We start from the raw sequence: 15,507 nt of genomic DNA on the forward strand, positions 1-15,507 counted from the left end.
GCTTGCTGGGAAGGGCCCGCCCCTGCCCGCCGCGACGCGGCCCATCGGGGGCTATGCTCGCGGCTCGTCCCGAGCCCGCCCAGGTTCCCATGCGCCGTTTTCGTCGACCGCTGCTCACCCTCGCCTGCCTGCTGCCCGCCGGCGTGATCGCCCAAGGCGCTCCCGCCTCCCCGCAGGACGTCGTTATCGTCCGCGCCGAGCGGGTGCTGGCTGATCCGGCCACCGGCCGCGTGGCACCGGCCACGCTGGTGATCCGCGGCGACCGCATCGAGGCCGTGCTGCCCGGCGCCGACGCCGAGGTCGCCACGCCCGAGGGCCAGGGCCGGGTGCGCGAATTCCGCTTCGAAGGCACCGCGCACACCGTGCTGCCTGGCCTGATCGACAGCCACGTGCACCTCACCGGCAATCCGGCCGAGCCGTTCTGGCAGTCCGTGGTCGAAACCGACGAACGCGCCGCGATCACCGGCGTGCGCAATGCCCTGCGCACCGTGCAGGCCGGCTTCACCACGGTGCGCGACCTCGGCGCACCCGGCAACGCCGGCTACGCCCTGCGCGACGCCATCCGCGAGGGTGACGTGCCGGGCCCGCGCATCCTCTCCGCTGGGCGGATGGTTTCGATCATCGGCGGCCACGGCGACCTCACCGGCTTCCGTCCCGAAGTGACGCGGGCGATGGACGGCGGCAACACCTGCACCGGCCCGGAGCAGTGCGCCGAAGTCGTGCGCACGCTGTCGCGCGCGGGGGCGGACGTCATCAAGTTCGCGGCCACCGGCGGCGTGCTCTCGCAGCAGAACCGCGGCCTCGGCCAGCACTTCACCGACGCCGAGATGAAAGCGATCGTCGATACCGCGCACCAGCTGGGCCTGAAAGTGGCCTCGCACGCGCACGGCGCCGAGGGCGTGGCCGCCGCGGCGCGCGCCGGCGTCGATTCGATCGAGCACGGCACCTACGTGGACGAGGCCGGCATCCGCGCGATGAAGGCCAGCGGCACCTACCTCGTGCCGACCCTCTCGCCGACCATCGCCTACCGCGAGAACCTGCCGAAGGGCCTCTACACGGCCGTCGTCGCGGCGAAGATCCGCGTGCGCCTCGAAGCCACCGGCAAGAACATCGCCGCCGCGCGACAGGCCGGCCTGCCCATCGCCTACGGCACCGACTCCGGCGTCTCCGAGCACGGCCGCAATGCCGAGGAGATGCCGCTGATGGTGCAGTACGGCGGCATGAGCCCGAAGGAGGTCGTCGTCTCGGCCACCCGCAGTGCCGCGACCTTGCTGGGCCTCGAAACCGAGGTCGGCCAGCTGGCACCGGGCTTCTCGGGCGACGTGGTGGTGGTGGAAGGCGACCCGCTCGCCGACCTCGCCGCCCTGCAGCGCGACCGCATCCGCCTCGTGGTGGCCGCCGGCCGGGTGGTGCCGATGCCGGAGAAGGCCGTCGACCAAGCCGTGGTTACCGCGCGCTGAGCCTTGGCGGGATCCGCGATGGCCAGCGCGTTCAGCCCGACCACGGCGCTGGCGCTGGCCGACGCGATCCTCGCGTTGCACCTCGCCATCGTCGCCTTCAACGTCGTGATGCCGCCGGCGATTCTCGCCGGCGCGTGGCGTGACTGGCGCTGGGTGCGGCATCGCGGGCTGCGCGTGCTGCATCTCGGCGGCATGGCCGTGGTCGCCCTGCAGGCCGCGCTCGGCGACCTGTGCTTCCTTACCGTCTGGGAGGCCGAGCTGCGCCGCGGCGCCGGCGAACACGGCAGCGGCGGCGGCTTCATCGAAACCCTGCTCGCCGAGGCCCTCTATGTCGACGTGCCGCTGGCCGTTCTGATCCCGGTCTATCTCGGCTGGGCCGCGCTGTCGCTGGCCCTGTGGTGGCTCGTGCCGCCGAAGCGGCGCGGCCGGCGCTGACCCCGCCTCAGATCGTGAAGCGGTAGCTCAGCTTGACGAGCAGCTGCTCCGAGTCGCGCAGGTCGAAGGCGTTGCTGAACTCGTCGCCGAGGCTGAAGCCGTCCTGCGATTCCTGGAACAGCGAACCGCCGCGCACGTAGGCGATGTAGAGGTCGGAGAGCGGCGCGATCTGGTAGCGGTAGCGCACCTGGAAGCCGAGGTTGCGCAGCGCGAAGTCGTCGAGCGGCTCGGTAGTGCGGCTTGCGACGCCGCCCGGCGCCACGCGCCAGAGCGCACGGGCCTCGGCGTCGAGGCCGATGGCTTCGAGGCGCACGCGCAGTTCCTGCTTCGCATCGATCTGCCAGGTGGTGCCGGCCGAGAGGAAGGCCTGCTGGCCGGCGAATTGCCCCAGCGCGTTGCCGCCACGCCAGATCACCCAGTCCGGGTTGTCGATGAGCTGCAGGCTCGCCGTGAAACGCAGGCGCTCGTTGGCGTGATAGGTGGTTTCGCCGAGAAGTTCGACCATCCGCCGACCGCCACCATCGAAACCTTCATTGGCGCTGCGGAATTTGCCGTAGTGCTCGAAGCGCCCCTCGGGCGAACGCGCCCAGTAACGCTCGGCGAAGATCCCCACGCGACGCGGCAGGCGCACGTGGCCGTTGCCGCGCAGGACGAGATCGTCGTTGAACGGGCCGGTGACGAACACGTCCCAGAGCCGGTTGCCGCCGTCGCGGTACTCGCTGTACTGGTTGATCGCCACGGTGTTGAAGAGGCGCAGGCCGCGGTCGTTGTAGCGGCTCGAGGCGGCGTAGCGCGTCTGGTGCGAGGCGAACCGGCTGTCCTCGGGAAGATCGGCCTCGCGCTTCGCGACCTCGTAGCGCACGTAGTTGAAATTGTTGCGCTCGAGGAAGCCGAAATCGTTCAGCTGCAGGTTCTTGCCGAGGTGCAGCGCATACAGCTGCTGCCGCCAGCCCTGTCCGAGCTCGTGGTCGATGCGCAGCTGCCCGCCGCTGTCGCGGCCGCCGCGGGTGGGATCCTCGATGTCGGAGGCCGCGAGCCCGCCGCGCACGGTCAGGCCGTCATGCGGCGTCCAGGCCTGGTCGAACGAGGCCACGCGCGCCACGCGGTCGAGGAAGGGCCGCTTCACTTCGGTCAGCATCGCGCCGCTGGTCCAGCCTTCGCCGGCCGTGCTGGCGCGCGCCGCGACGAAATCGCGCCCCGCCGGGCCGTCCTCGGTCGCCGCGAACAGGCCATAGCCGATGCGGCCCGCGCTGCCGTTGAGCTTCACCGCGCCGGTCACGTCGCCGGCACCGCGGCCATCGTCGGCGCCAGCGCCAACGCGGCGGGTGTAGAGCAGCCGGTTGGCGTTGTTCAGGCCGCCGAAGCCGACGTCGAAGTAGGCCTGGTTCTCGGTGAAGAACGGCCGCTTGTCGTTGAAGAACACCTCGGTCGCGCCGAAGTTCACCACCAGCTCGTCGCTCTCCACCTGTCCGAAATCCGGGTTCAGCGTGGCCGAGAGCTGGAAGCGCCCGTTCGGCTTCCAGAACAGGTCGGCACCGGCGGCGCCGCGGAAGCGGCCGTCCACTTGGTCCTGCAGGCCCGAGACATAGGGCGTGATGGCGAGCAGCGACTGCTCGAAGGCCGGCACCTCGATCTTCTCGAGTACCGACAGGAAGCGCGGCTCGTTCCAACTCACCGCCGGCCAGCCGTAGCGCGCATTGCTGTGGCCGATCACGCGGTCCAGCGAGAGCCCGATCGTGCGTTGGCCGTCCTTCGCCTGCGCCATCGGCGCGACGTGCCACGGGATCAGCACCTCCGCCGACCAGCCCTCGGGGTCCTCCGAGGTGGCCTGCCGCCAGTCGCCGTCCCAGTCGTCGTTGAACTGGTTCTCGTTGGCGATCGTGGTGTCGCCGATGTCGCCCGCCATCGTCACCACGAAGTTGTAGCCATTGCGGCCGTCGCCGTCGAAATCGACATAGACGTTGACGCGGTCCGCGGGCGGAACGTTGTCGCGGCCGCCGCGCGGCGCGAGCCGAGGCACGCCGGCGGGCTGGTGGTTGCGGAAGGCGATGGCGAGGCCGTCAGGGGTCGATTTCACCCAGGCTTCGGTGCCGAGCGACGCCGGCTCGCGGGTCAGCGGCTGCACCCCGCGGAAATCGGTGATGTGACGGGCGTCCGCCCACTCGGCGGAATCGATGCGGCCGTCGAGCGTGATCGCCGTCCTTGCAGCGAGCCCCTGCGCGGACAGGGCAGCGAGCAGGGCGAGGCCGAGGCGCGTCGGCGAGGGAGGGAACACTGGGCGCATGGCGGCCTCGGGGCGAACAACGGCCGACAGCCTAAACGTCGACCGGGCGCACGCGTCACCCGGAAGTCACCCCGCCCGGGGGCAGGGTCAGCCGCGATTCACTTCTTCGCCGCGGCCTTCTTGCGCGGCTTCTTCGGCTTCGGCTCGTCCTTGGGCTGCAGCATGGTGCCGGTGCACTTGGCCGAGCCGCAGCGGCATTCCCACAGCTTCTTCAGCGCCGGGGTGTAGGGCTCGTCGAGCACGATGCCGTAGTTGTAGCTCAGCTCCTCGCCCGCGGCGATGTCGCGCAGGGCGTGGATGTAGACCTTGTCCTTGTGCTTCTTGCCCTTGGCGTTCTCTTCCTGCACGGCCTCGCAGTTCGGCGCGCAGCTGTGGTTGATCCAGCGCGCCACGTTGCCGTCGATGTTCGCGTCGATCACGAACTCGTCGTTGAGGCTGAACAGGAAGGTGTGGCCGGTCTCGTCGTGGCCGGCGTAATCGGCATCGACGTCGGCATGGGCGCGCACTTCGCCCTTGTAACGCACCACGCGCTCGCCCTTGGCGATGGCCTCGGTGGCGAACACGCCGTTGCCATGGATGGACGACTGGCGGCGTTCGATTTTCTTTGGCATGGGTCAAGGCGCGTGGCAGGAAGAAGCCTATTCTGGCCGTGTACCGAGCGCAGGAACAGCCCATGTCCGCCGTCGAGAGTTGGCACGAGGAAATGCAGTCGGCTTGGCTCTACCGGCGCCTCGCCCTCGCCGAGCGCGATGCGCGGATGGCCGCGCTGTTCGAGCGGCTGGCCGGAACGGCCGAGCAGCAGGCCCAGCGCTGGGCGGCATTGGCGCCCGCCCTACCCGCATTCGCTCCGACACCCCGGGCCAAGCTGGCCGCCGCCCTCCTGCGCCGCGTGCCACCGCGTCGACTGCTGCCCCTGCTGCGCGCCCTGAAGGTGCGCGGGCTCTCGGCCTACGACGCCGCACCGGCCGGCCATGCCCGGCACACCCGCGTCGAGGACATCGGCCATCGCCATCGCGGGCCGGGTGGCGGCTCCTTGCGTGCCGCGGTGTTCGGCATCAACGACGGCCTCGTTTCCAATGCCAGCCTGATCCTCGGCATGGTCGGCGCGGGCTCCGGCGATGCGACGGTGCTGGCCGCCGGTGTCGCCGGCCTGCTCGCCGGCGCGCTGTCGATGGCGGCCGGCGAGTACGTCTCGGTGCGCTCGCAGCGCGAGCTGTTCGAGTACCAGATCGGGCTGGAGCGCGAGGAGCTCGCCGAGTACCCCGAAGCCGAAGCGGAGGAGCTGGCCCTGATCTACGCCGCCCGCGGCATCGATCCGGCGGACGCGCGGCGCATGGCCGACCAGCTGGTCGCCAACCCCGAGCACGCGCTCGACGTGCTGGCGCGCGAGGAGCTGGGCCTGAACCCCGACGACCTCGGCTCCCCCTGGGGCGCGGCGATTTCGTCCTTCCTCGCCTTCGCCGTCGGCGCCACCCTGCCCTTGCTGCCCTTCCTCTTCGGCGCTGCCTTGCCAATGGCGGCCTACGTCGGCGGCGCGCTCTCGGCCGTCGGCCTGTTCGCCACCGGTGCGGCGATGAGCCTGTTCTCGGGGCGCAATGCCTTCGGCGGCGGCTTCCGGATGCTGGCCATCGGCGGCGGGGCCGGCGCCCTCACCTTCGCGATCGGCCACCTGCTGGGTGGCGTGATCGCCTGAGGCCGCGGCTCAGGCAGCCACGGGGCGCGCGTCGCGGTTCATCCGCCAGCGCCGCTCCTGCAGCACGATTACCGCGAGATAGAGCACGACCACAGCTGCAGGAATCGCCACATAACGATGGTCGGGCAGCGCGTAGTGCAGCCCCAGCACGGCCACGACACGGGCCACCGCGTGGGCGTAGCCGATCCAGTGGCCGATGATCCAGCTGTAGACCATCCACATCGAGACACTGAGCACGGCGACGCCGAGCGGCATCGCGCTGGGCTCGACGATGCCGAAAGGGATGGCGATGGCGTAGGCCAGCAGGGCCTGCGCCATGCCGACGAAGAACAGGTTCTGGAACGCGTTCTTCGGCTTGGTCTTGTCGAGGAAATCCTCGCCGGTGAGCTTCGAGAGCCCCATGCCGAGGTAGGCGATCATGCCGGTGGCGATCACCAGCACCAGCAGCATCGTCGACTCCGGGAGGAACAGGCCGGCCACGCCCACCGCGGCCCAGGCGATCGTGCCAGCCAGCGGCATGGCCAGCCCACGCGCGGCCGCGAACTCGGCGCGCTGGATTTCAAGGCTGCGCTCAGAAAAAGACATGGCGCATCCATCCAAAGCCACCGGTCCAGTACGCCACCCAGGCGAAGCCAAAGCTGGCCCAGCCGAAGCCCTTGGCCGCCTTGATGGCCTTGCCCGCCACGAAGGCGGCGCCGGCGATCAGGGCGATGCGGGTCAGGTCACGCGATTCCATGGTGCTCTCCTCATCGCTTCGACCATCGAAGCGTGGGGACAGTGTCGCGAAGGCCTGCACATGGCCCCATCCACGGGCGTCAGGACTTGTGGGTGACGGGTGTCACCTGGGCCAGCGGCGCCAGAGGCTCACCAATCGGTCGGGGCGTAATCCTTCAAGAACTGGCCCCATACGTGCTGGCCGCTATTGATGCCGCCGATGATGGGATCAACGATGCGCGCCGCACCGTCCACGATGTCGAGCGGCGGATGGAAGCGCTCCTCGATGGCCTTGCGTGCCGCGATTTCAATCGGGTCTTCGTCGGTCACCCATCCGGTGTCGACCGCATTCATGTGGATGCCGTCACCGTGGTAATCGGCGGCGGACGTGCGCGTCATCATGTTCAGCGCCGCCTTCGCCATGTTCGTATGCGGATGCTTGGTGGTCTTGAAGTTGCGATAGAACTGCCCCTCCACCGCCGACACGTTCACGATGTGCTTGTCGCGTTCCGGCGTGCGCAGCATGAGGGTCTTCAGGCGCGCATTGATGATGAAGGGCGCGACCGCGTTGACCAGCTGTGTTTCGAGCAGCTCCACCGCCGGCACTTCATCCATCTGCAAACGCCACGAGTTCCGACCGCGCAAATCCACTTGCTGCAGGTCTTTGTCGACGCGGCCTTCCGGAAACAGATGCGCCTGCCCCAGCAGCTCGTCGGCCAGCAGCGGAACCTGCGAAAGCTCGGCCGCACGCGCAATGCCCGCCTGCGTGGCCAAGTTCGGGCCATCCACCAAGGCCTGACTGCCACCCGGCAGCAGGTCCGCCGCGCGCAAGCCTTCGTAGCCGCCCACCAGCTTGCGAATGTGCTCCGGCAACTCGTGCAGGGCTTTCGTTTCGCCAGCCATCATGTGGGCATAGAAGGCTGGCGGGCGGCGCACCGTCTGGCAGGCGTTGTTGATGATGAAGTCGAGGCGCGGCCGGGTCGCGACCAACTCGGCACAGAACGCTTCCACGCTGGGCGTGTGGCGAAGGTCGAGTCCGAACACTTCAAGCCGATGGCCCCACTCCGCGAAATCCGGCTCCTGCGCGTAGCGCTGCGCGGAGTCGCGGGGGAATCGCGTGGTCACGATCAGGTCGGCACCGGCACGAAGCAGCTTCAATCCGGCCTGGTAGCCAATCTTCACCCGGCCGCCGGTGAGCAGCGCCACACGCCCACGGAGATCCGTGGTCTCGGTGCGCTTGAAGAAGTTCAGCTCCGCGCAGGGCGGGCAGAGCTGGTCGTAGAAGTGGTGCACGTGCGTGTACTTCTGCTTGCACACATAGCAGTGCAGAAGCTCGGGCGATTCGCCCAGCAGAACCGGCTCGGCCGCATTGTTGCGCGGATCGTGCTGGCCGGCAGGATGCGGCGGGAAACAATTCGGCGTGGTGAACACCGGCTTGCTGCGCAAGGTGCGGATGCCGGTTTGGTCGAGCAAGGCTTCGGTCTTCTTCGCCTTCTCGCGAGCGGCTTCCCGCAGCGCTTCTTTGTTTTTCTTGCGTCGTTCGCGCGGCTCCGGGTGATGCACCAAGGCCACCGCCTGCAGCAGGCGAACACGCTCGGCCTCGGGCAAAGCCTCGAGCAGCGCGCGGTCGTCGCGCACGGCTTCGAGCAGCTCAATCGCCGTGCGGGCGCGATCAGGGAAGGAAGCAGCCTCGTCAACGGGCGAGGTGTGAAGCGTTTGGGTCATGGGGTAGGCCGTGAAGCGCGATTGCGCAAAGAGAAGGCGCGTCAGCGCTGATCGAAGGCGTGTCGGCAGGCGCCGCCTGCGAGCGCGCATTGTCTCCGGAACCGGGCCCGGCCACACGGCTGGCGGGCCCTTCACACCCCGCCGATTGAGCGGGCCGGGGTCAATCCGTACAATTCCGGTCCTGATTCAGCCCGGGGCCGCCCGGGCTCCGGCCAGCCCCTCCGCCAGCCCCTGCGAGCGACCGCCCCGATGCTCCGCGTCACCAAGCTCACCGACTACGCCACCGTGGTGCTCACGGTGCTCGCCGAGCAGGCCGAGCGCGTGCACAGCGCCGCCGAGCTGGCCGAGCGCTCGCGGGTGGAAGCGGCGACGGTCGCCAAGGTGCTGAAGCTCCTGGCACAGGCCGGACTGGTCGAGAGTTTCCGCGGCGCGGCCGGCGGCTACCGGCTGGCACGGCCGGCGGCGCACATCCGCTTGGCCGACATCGTCGAGGCCCTGGAGGGCCCGCTGGGCATGACCGCCTGCAGCGTCCACGACGGCGACTGCGGCATCGAGGCCCATTGCGGCATCCGGGCCGGCTGGCAGCGCATCAACGACGTGCTGCTCGATGCGCTGAACCGCACCACCTTGGCCGACATGCTGGCGCCCGTGCCGGTCCCGGCCCCGAAGAACCCCAAAGCCATCCCGGCCGCCCTGGTCCCGTCGACCTGAGCGCGCCCCGAGGAGAGCCACCATGACCACACCCACCGTCGAGACCCTCCTGCCCTCCGGCACCCCGCTCGAGGCCGGCGTCGAGGAAGCCCTCAACCGCCGCTACGACGCCGGTTTCATCACCGACATCGAGACCGAGTCCTTCGCCGCCGGCTTGGGCGAGGACGTCGTCCGCGCCATCTCGGCGAAAAAGAACGAGCCCGAGTGGATGACCGAGTGGCGCCTCAAGGCCTATCGCCATTGGCTGACGATGACGCCGCCGGAGTGGGCGAAGCTCAACATCGCGCCGATCGACTACCAGGCCATCTCGTATTTCGCCGCGCCGAAGAACGCGCCGAAGTCGCTGGACGAAATCGACCCCAAGCTGCTCGAGGCCTACGACAAGCTCGGCGTGCCGCTCCACGAGCGAGCGCGCCTGGCCGGCATCGCCGTCGACGCCGTGTTCGATTCGGTCTCGGTCGGCACCACGTACAAGGACGAGCTGAAGAAAGCCGGCGTGATCTTCTGCTCGATCAGCGAGGCGATGCACGAGCATCCCGAGCTGGTGAAGCAGTACCTCGGCTCGGTCGTGCCGGTGGGCGACAACTACTTCGCCGCGCTGAACTCGGCGGTGTTCTCGGACGGTAGCTTCGTCTTCATCCCGAAGAACACCCGCTGCCCGATGGAGCTCAGCACCTACTTCCGCATCAACGCCGGCCACACCGGCCAGTTCGAGCGCACGCTGATCATCTGCGAGGAGAAGGCCTACGTCTCCTACCTCGAAGGCTGCACCGCGCCGATGCGCGACGAGAACCAGCTGCACGCGGCGGTGGTCGAGCTGGTGGCGCTGGACGACGCCGAGATCAAGTACTCGACGGTGCAGAACTGGTACCCCGGCGACGAGAACGGCGTGGGCGGCATCTACAACTTCGTGACCAAGCGCGGCGAGTGCCGCGGCGCGCGCTCGAAGATCAGCTGGACGCAGGTGGAAACCGGCTCGGCCATCACCTGGAAGTACCCGAGCTGCGTGCTGCTCGGCGACGACTCGGTGGGCGAGTTCTACTCGGTGGCCCTTACCCACCACCGCCAGCAGGCCGACACCGGCACCAAGATGGTGCACATCGGCAAGAACACCAAGAGCACCATCGTCTCCAAGGGCATCAGCGCCGGCCACGGCCAGAACACCTACCGCGGGCTGGTGAAAGTGGAGAAGACCGCCGCCAACGCCCGCAACTACACGCAGTGCGACTCGCTGCTGATCGGCAAGCGCTGCGGCGCGCACACCTTCCCCTACATCGAGGTGAAGAACGCCAGCGCCACCGTCGAGCACGAAGCCACCACCTCGAAGATCAGCGACGACCAGCTGTTCTACTGCCGCGCCCGCGGCATCGGCGAGGAAGACGCGGTCAGCCTCATCGTCGACGGCTTCTGCAAGCAGGTCTTCAAGGAGCTGCCGATGGAATTCGCCGTCGAAGCCAAGAAGCTGCTCGAAGTCAGCCTCGAAGGGGCCGTGGGATGAGCATGGACAGCGACCTTCGTGCCGCGTACCGCGGCGAGTTGGCGCAAGCCGATGCGCTCGAGTCGGCCGGCGACTGGGCAGGCGCCTTCCGCCACCTCGAGCGCGCCCATATCCTCGGGCAGCGCCACACACTGGCACACACGCGGACCCACCTCAGGATGCTGCGCAACGGGTGGAAGCGCGCCGATGCGCGGGAACTGTTCGGACAGGTCGTCCGCAGCGTCGCCGCCCTCACCAAGACGGTCTTCTGGGTCCCGGCGGGCAACACGGGAGGGGCCAACGTCCACCCCCTGAAGCCCATGCCGATCCCGGACGACCTGAAGCCTTGGCTGGAGTAGGCCCATGACGAACGCCACCGCCAGCCCCTTTCTTCCTGGCCAGACCGCGCTGCGTGCCCTGCTCGCCGGGCTTTCGCCGCAGCTGTGGGCCATCCCACGGATCATCCGCGCACAGCCGGTCGAGGCGGCGCTGCCGCCCAACGCCATCGTCGTGGTGCGCGAAGCCGAAGGCACGACGGTGATCGAATCGATCGCTGACCACACGCCCTCCGAAGGCGAGCCGCAGTGGGCGCAGATCACGCTGGCCGTCGATTCCAGCCTGGAAGCCGTGGGCCTCACCGCCGCCGTGGCGAAAGCCCTCGGTGACGCCGGCATTCCCTGCAACGTCGTGGCCGCGATGCACCACGACCATCTATTCGTCCCGTGGGCCCAGCGCGACGCCGCGATGGCCGCCCTCCAGACCCTTTCCGCCGAGCACCGCTGAGCCGCCCCATGCTGAAGATCGACAACCTCCACGTCCGCGCGGGCCAGCGCGAGATCCTCAAGGGCCTCACGCTTGAGGTCGCGCCCGGCCAGGTGCACGCCATCATGGGACCGAACGGCGCCGGCAAGAGCACGCTCGGCCACATCCTCGCCGGCCGCGACGGCTACGAGGTCACCGAGGGCTCGGTGACCTACCAGGGCAAGGACCTGCTGGCGCTGGAGCCGGAAGAGCGCGCCGCGGAAGGCGTGTTCCTCGCCTTCCAGTACCCGGTCGAGATCCCAGGCGTGAACAACACCTACTTCCTGCGCGCCGCGCTCAACGCCCAGCGCAAGCACCGCGGCGAGCCCGAGATCGATTCGATGGGCTTCCTGAAGCTCGTGCGCCAGAAGCTCTCGGTGCTGCACATCAAGGACGAGCTGCTGAACCGCGCCGTCAACGTCGGCTTCTCCGGCGGCGAGAAGAAGCGCAACGAGATCTTCCAGCTCGCCGTGCTGGAGCCGACGCTGGCCATCCTCGACGAGACCGACTCCGGCCTCGACATCGACGCGCTGAAGCTGGTGGCCGAAGGCGTGAACCTGATGCGCTCGCCGGAGCGCAGCTTCCTCGTGGTCACGCACTACCAGCGCCTGCTCGACTACATCAAGCCGGACGTGGTGCACGTGCTGGCCGACGGCCGCATCGTCGAGAGCGGCGGCCCGGAACTCGCGCTCGAGCTCGAGCAGCACGGCTACAGCTGGGTGAAGGACCGCATCGCCCCGGGAGCCTCGGCATGAGCACGGCCGCGACCAGCCCGCTGGTCGAGGCGCTGGACGCACAGGCCAACGCGCTGGCCGAAGCGCCCCCGGCGCTCGCACCGGCGCGCGCACTGGCCCGCGAGGCCGCCCTCGCGCACGGCGTCCCGACCACCCGAAACGAGCGCTGGAAGTACACCGCCCTGCGCGCGCTGGCCGCGCGTCGTTTCGAGGCCGCCGCGGCCCGCGTCGACGTCGACCTCAAGGTGATCGCCGACATTCCGGCGCCGCGCCTCGTCATCGCCAACGGCCGCTACGCCCCGGCCCTCTCCGACCTGCACGGCCTGGCCGAAGGCCTGCGCGTGCGCCTGCTGTCCGAAGTGCTGCGCGACGCGCCGACCGAAGCGGCGGCCTGGCTCGCCACTGACACCGCGGCCACCGACGCCGCTTTCCAGCAATGGAATGGCGCCCTCGCGGACGAGGGCTTCGTGCTCGAGGTCGAGCCCGGCGTTCGCGTGGCCACGCCGCTGCACCTCGTTGTCATCGGCGTGGAAGACGGTGCGGATCGCGCCTTCCACCTCCGCCACCGCATCGCCCTCGGCGCCGGTGCGGCGCTCACCGTCGCCAAGCACCACCTCGGCGCCGGCGCGCACCGCCACCTTCTGAACACGGTCCTGCACGTCGAGCTGGGCGAAGGCGCGACGCTCACGCAGGCTCGCGTGCAGCGCGAAGCGGACGGCGCCACCCTGATCCAGCAAACCCAGGCCACGCTCGGCGCCAACGCGCATTACCGCAGGCTCGACCTCGAACTCGGCGGCGCGCTGTCGCGCCACGAGCTCGACGTCGCCCTGGCCGGCGACGGCGCCCAGCTCGACGCCAACGGCGTACTTCTGGCCGACGGCCGCCGCCACCTCGACACCCGCCTCGGCATCGAGCATCGCGCCGGCAACACCCGCTGCGAGCTCACCTGGCGCGGCCTCGGCGCGCAGCGCGGTCGAGCGGTGTTCCACGGCGGCATCCTGATCGCCGAGGGCGCCGACGGCAGCAACGCCACGCTCTCCAACAAGAACCTGCTGCTCGACGACGGCGCTGAGATCGACACCCAGCCGGTGCTCGTCATCCACGCCGACGACGTGCAGGCCGCGCACGGCGCGACCGTGGGCCGCCTCGACGACACCGCCCTGTTCTACCTGCGCGCCCGCGGCGTGCCGCTGCCCGAGGCCACGGCGATGCTGACCGCCGCCTTCCTGCGCGAGCCACTGGGCGTACTCGCGAACGAGCCGCTGGAAGCCGCGCTGGCCGCCACGCTCGACGCACGCCTCGCCTCTGCCGCGTCGGCCCGCGAATGAGCACGCCTGCCCCCACGCCGCGCGACACCCCAGCCGCACTCGACTGGGCGGCGATCCGCGCGCAGTTCCCGGTGCTCGAACGCACGGTGCACGGCAAGCCGCTGGTCTACCTCGACTCGGCCAATACCGGGCAGAAGCCGCAGGCGGTCATCGATGCGGTGAACGAATTCACCGCGCACCACAACGCCAACGTCAGCCGCGCGGTGCATGCACTGGGCAGCGAGGCCACCGAAGCCTACGAGGGCGCCCGCAGTGCGCTGGCGCGCTTCCTCAACGTGCGCCGCGACGAGCTGGTGCTGTGCAGCGGCACCACCTTCGCCCTGAACCTCGTCGCGTACTCGTGGGCGCTGCCGCGACTGAAGCCCGGCGATGCCATCGTGCTCACGCGCATGGAGCACCACGCCAACATCGTGCCGTGGCAGCTCATCGCCGAACGCACGGGCGCGACGATCAAGGTCGCCGAGCTGACGCCCGAGGGCGAACTCGACCTCGACGGCCTGTGGCGCCTGCTCACGCCGGAGGTGAAGCTGCTCGCCTTCGCCCACGTGTCCAACGTGCTCGGCACCGTGAACCCGGTGCGCGAGATCTGCCGGGAAGCGGCGAAGCGCGGCATCGTCACGGTCGTCGATGGCTCGCAGGCCGTGCCGCACCGCCCGGTCGACGTCGCCGCGCTGGGCTGCGATTTCTACGCCTTCACCGGCCACAAGATGTGCGGCCCGACCGGCACCGGCGGCCTGTGGGGCCGGCGCGAACTGCTGGCGCAGATGCCGCCCTTCCTGGGCGGCGGCGAGATGATCAAGGAAGTGCGCTTCGAAGGAACGGTGTTCAACGATCCGCCGATGCGCTTCGAAGCCGGCACGCCCAACATCGCCGGGCACATCGGGCTGGGTGCGGCGGCGGCGTGGCTGGACGGCGTCGGCATGGCGGCCATCGAAGCCCGCGAGCAGCACTTGCTCGCCCACGCGAACGCGGCGCTCTCCACCGTGCCGGGCCTGCGCATCTTCGGCACCGCCCGCGAGAAGGCGGCGGTGATTTCCTTCGCCATCGAAGGCACGCACGCCCACGACCTCGCCACCTTGCTCGACCTCGAAGGCATCGCCGTGCGTTCCGGCCAGCACTGCGCCCACCCGCTGTTGGCGTGGTTCGGCGTCTCCGCCACCTGCCGCGCCTCGCTGGCGTTCTACAACACGGAAGCCGAGATCGACGCGCTGGTGGCCGCGCTCCAAAAAGTGCGCCAGCTGTTGCTCTGAACGCATCGCCACGCCCAACGCCGCACGCCAACGCCAACGCCATGACCGCACCGCTGCAGTTCCGAACCGCCACGCTCGCCGACCGCGACGAGATCATCGCGCTGGTCACCTCGGCCTACCGCGGCGACGCCAGCCGCGCCGGCTGGACCACCGAAGCCGACCTGCTGGACGGCCCGCGCGTGGCCCCCGAGGTGCTGGAGCACGATCTCATCCGCGAGCGCAGCCGCGTCGTGCTCGCCGAACGCGAAGGCACCCTGGTGGCCTGCGCGCACGTCTGCGACGACGCCGGCGCCGGCTACTTCGGCATGTTCGCCGTCGACCCGACGCGCCAGGGCGGTGGCCTCGGCGACGCCGTGCTGAAGGAGTGCGAGCGCGTCGCCCGCGACGACTGGCGTCTGACGAGCATGAAGATGACCGTGATCGACGTCCGCGACGAACTGATCGCCTGGTACGAGCGCCGCGGCTACCGGCGCACCGGCATCACGAAGCCCTTCCCTTACGGCGACGCGCGTTTCGGCCATCCGAAGCGTGACGACCTGCGCTTCGAGGTGCTGGAGAAAACCCTGTGACGTGGGTGAAGGTCTGCGCCGAGAACGAGCTTGCCCCCGGCGAGACGCGCGTGGTGTGGGATGGCGACACACCGATCCTCGTCCTCAATTTCGACGGCGCGCTCTACGCCGTCGAGGACAAGTGCACCCACGAGGACTACGAGCTCTCGGCGGGTCCCTTCGATGCCGAACAGGGCCGGCTGGTCTGCCTGCTGCACTCGGCGACCTTCGACCTGCGCAGCGGCGAGGCGCAATGCGCCCCGGCCTACCTGCCGCTGGTGAAGTTCCCGGTGAAGGTCGAGGACGGCGCCGTCTGGACCCGCGACGACCGCTGACGCGCCGGGCAA

Annotated in this window: 17 protein-coding genes; 12 read left to right on the forward strand and 5 right to left on the reverse strand. The window is 69.6% G+C overall.

The features are described 5' to 3' along the window. Positions 1–89: 89 nt before the first annotated feature. Both O9280_RS14780 and O9280_RS14785 read left to right on the forward strand, forming a co-directional pair. Positions 90–1,460, forward strand: a complete 1,371-nt coding sequence (locus tag O9280_RS14780) for an amidohydrolase family protein (RefSeq protein WP_298344438.1) — start codon at positions 90–92, stop codon at positions 1,458–1,460. A gap of 18 nt (positions 1,461–1,478) precedes the next feature. Then, on the forward strand, positions 1,479–1,895 hold the full coding sequence (locus O9280_RS14785) for a DUF2784 family protein (RefSeq protein WP_298344440.1): 417 nt from the start codon (positions 1,479–1,481) through the stop codon (positions 1,893–1,895). Between the two features lie 7 nt (positions 1,896–1,902). On the opposite strand, the gene O9280_RS14790 is transcribed toward O9280_RS14785, so the two are convergent. Both O9280_RS14790 and O9280_RS14795 read right to left on the reverse strand, forming a co-directional pair. After that, positions 1,903–4,179 carry a DUF5916 domain-containing protein gene (locus O9280_RS14790; protein ID WP_298344443.1) on the reverse strand — a complete coding sequence of 759 codons (2,277 nt, stop codon included), beginning with the start codon at positions 4,177–4,179 and terminating at the stop codon, positions 1,903–1,905. A 98-nt stretch (positions 4,180–4,277) separates the two neighbouring features. Then, positions 4,278–4,790, reverse strand: coding sequence for an SET domain-containing protein-lysine N-methyltransferase (locus O9280_RS14795; protein WP_298344447.1), 513 nt, complete (start codon positions 4,788–4,790; stop codon positions 4,278–4,280). A 62-nt stretch (positions 4,791–4,852) separates the two neighbouring features. Between O9280_RS14795 and O9280_RS14800 the strand changes: the two genes are divergently transcribed. After that, positions 4,853–5,872: a VIT1/CCC1 transporter family protein gene (locus tag O9280_RS14800; protein WP_298344450.1), complete on the forward strand. Its 1,020-nt coding sequence runs from the start codon at positions 4,853–4,855 to the stop codon at positions 5,870–5,872. Between the two features lie 9 nt (positions 5,873–5,881). Here the strand turns inward: O9280_RS14800 and O9280_RS14805 are convergent, their stop codons facing one another. From O9280_RS14805 to O9280_RS14815, 3 genes are all read right to left on the reverse strand, one after another. Then, positions 5,882–6,457 carry a hypothetical protein gene (locus O9280_RS14805; RefSeq protein ID WP_298344453.1) on the reverse strand — a complete coding sequence of 192 codons (576 nt, stop codon included), beginning with the start codon at positions 6,455–6,457 and terminating at the stop codon, positions 5,882–5,884. Continuing rightward, positions 6,444–6,608, reverse strand: coding sequence for a hypothetical protein (locus tag O9280_RS14810; RefSeq protein ID WP_298344456.1), 165 nt, complete (start codon positions 6,606–6,608; stop codon positions 6,444–6,446). Before O9280_RS14810 ends, O9280_RS14805 begins: the two co-directional genes overlap by 14 nt. Before the next feature lie 128 nt (positions 6,609–6,736). Then, positions 6,737–8,311 carry an SDR family oxidoreductase gene (locus tag O9280_RS14815; protein ID WP_298344588.1) on the reverse strand — a complete coding sequence of 525 codons (1,575 nt, stop codon included), beginning with the start codon at positions 8,309–8,311 and terminating at the stop codon, positions 6,737–6,739. A 249-nt stretch (positions 8,312–8,560) separates the two neighbouring features. Between O9280_RS14815 and O9280_RS14820 the strand changes: the two genes are divergently transcribed. Genes O9280_RS14820 through O9280_RS14860 form a run of 9 tightly spaced genes read left to right on the forward strand, consistent with a single transcriptional unit; the run spans position 8,561 to position 15,495 of the window. Then, positions 8,561–9,022 (forward strand): SUF system Fe-S cluster assembly regulator, encoded by a 462-nt coding sequence (locus O9280_RS14820; RefSeq protein ID WP_298344459.1) that lies wholly within the window; start codon positions 8,561–8,563, stop codon positions 9,020–9,022. 22 nt (positions 9,023–9,044) lie between these two features. Next, entirely contained in the window at positions 9,045–10,520 is a 1,476-nt protein-coding gene (gene sufB, locus O9280_RS14825) for a Fe-S cluster assembly protein SufB (RefSeq protein WP_298344462.1), read from the forward strand. Further along, positions 10,517–10,858, forward strand: coding sequence for a DUF3703 domain-containing protein (locus O9280_RS14830; protein ID WP_298344465.1), 342 nt, complete (start codon positions 10,517–10,519; stop codon positions 10,856–10,858). Before sufB ends, O9280_RS14830 begins: the two co-directional genes overlap by 4 nt. A gap of 4 nt (positions 10,859–10,862) precedes the next feature. Beyond that, positions 10,863–11,282 (forward strand): ACT domain-containing protein, encoded by a 420-nt coding sequence (locus O9280_RS14835; RefSeq protein ID WP_298344468.1) that lies wholly within the window; start codon positions 10,863–10,865, stop codon positions 11,280–11,282. 8 nt (positions 11,283–11,290) lie between these two features. Beyond that, positions 11,291–12,055 carry a Fe-S cluster assembly ATPase SufC gene (sufC, locus tag O9280_RS14840; protein ID WP_298344472.1) on the forward strand — a complete coding sequence of 255 codons (765 nt, stop codon included), beginning with the start codon at positions 11,291–11,293 and terminating at the stop codon, positions 12,053–12,055. Continuing rightward, positions 12,052–13,362, forward strand: a complete 1,311-nt coding sequence (sufD, locus tag O9280_RS14845) for a Fe-S cluster assembly protein SufD (RefSeq protein WP_298344475.1) — start codon at positions 12,052–12,054, stop codon at positions 13,360–13,362. The genes sufC and sufD overlap by 4 nt, the downstream gene beginning before the upstream one ends. Beyond that, positions 13,359–14,612, forward strand: a complete 1,254-nt coding sequence (locus tag O9280_RS14850; RefSeq protein ID WP_298344478.1) for a cysteine desulfurase — start codon at positions 13,359–13,361, stop codon at positions 14,610–14,612. Before sufD ends, O9280_RS14850 begins: the two co-directional genes overlap by 4 nt. A 41-nt stretch (positions 14,613–14,653) precedes the next feature. Continuing rightward, positions 14,654–15,181: a GNAT family N-acetyltransferase gene (locus O9280_RS14855; RefSeq protein ID WP_298344481.1), complete on the forward strand. Its 528-nt coding sequence runs from the start codon at positions 14,654–14,656 to the stop codon at positions 15,179–15,181. Beyond that, complete coding sequence (locus tag O9280_RS14860; protein ID WP_298344484.1) at positions 15,178–15,495, forward strand: non-heme iron oxygenase ferredoxin subunit; 318 nt, start codon at positions 15,178–15,180, stop codon at positions 15,493–15,495. The genes O9280_RS14855 and O9280_RS14860 overlap by 4 nt, the downstream gene beginning before the upstream one ends. Positions 15,496–15,507: the final 12 nt, after the last annotated feature.

Origin of the sequence: Silanimonas sp. (genome assembly GCF_027531545.1) — a bacterium.
Taxonomy (GTDB): domain Bacteria; phylum Pseudomonadota; class Gammaproteobacteria; order Xanthomonadales; family Xanthomonadaceae; genus Silanimonas.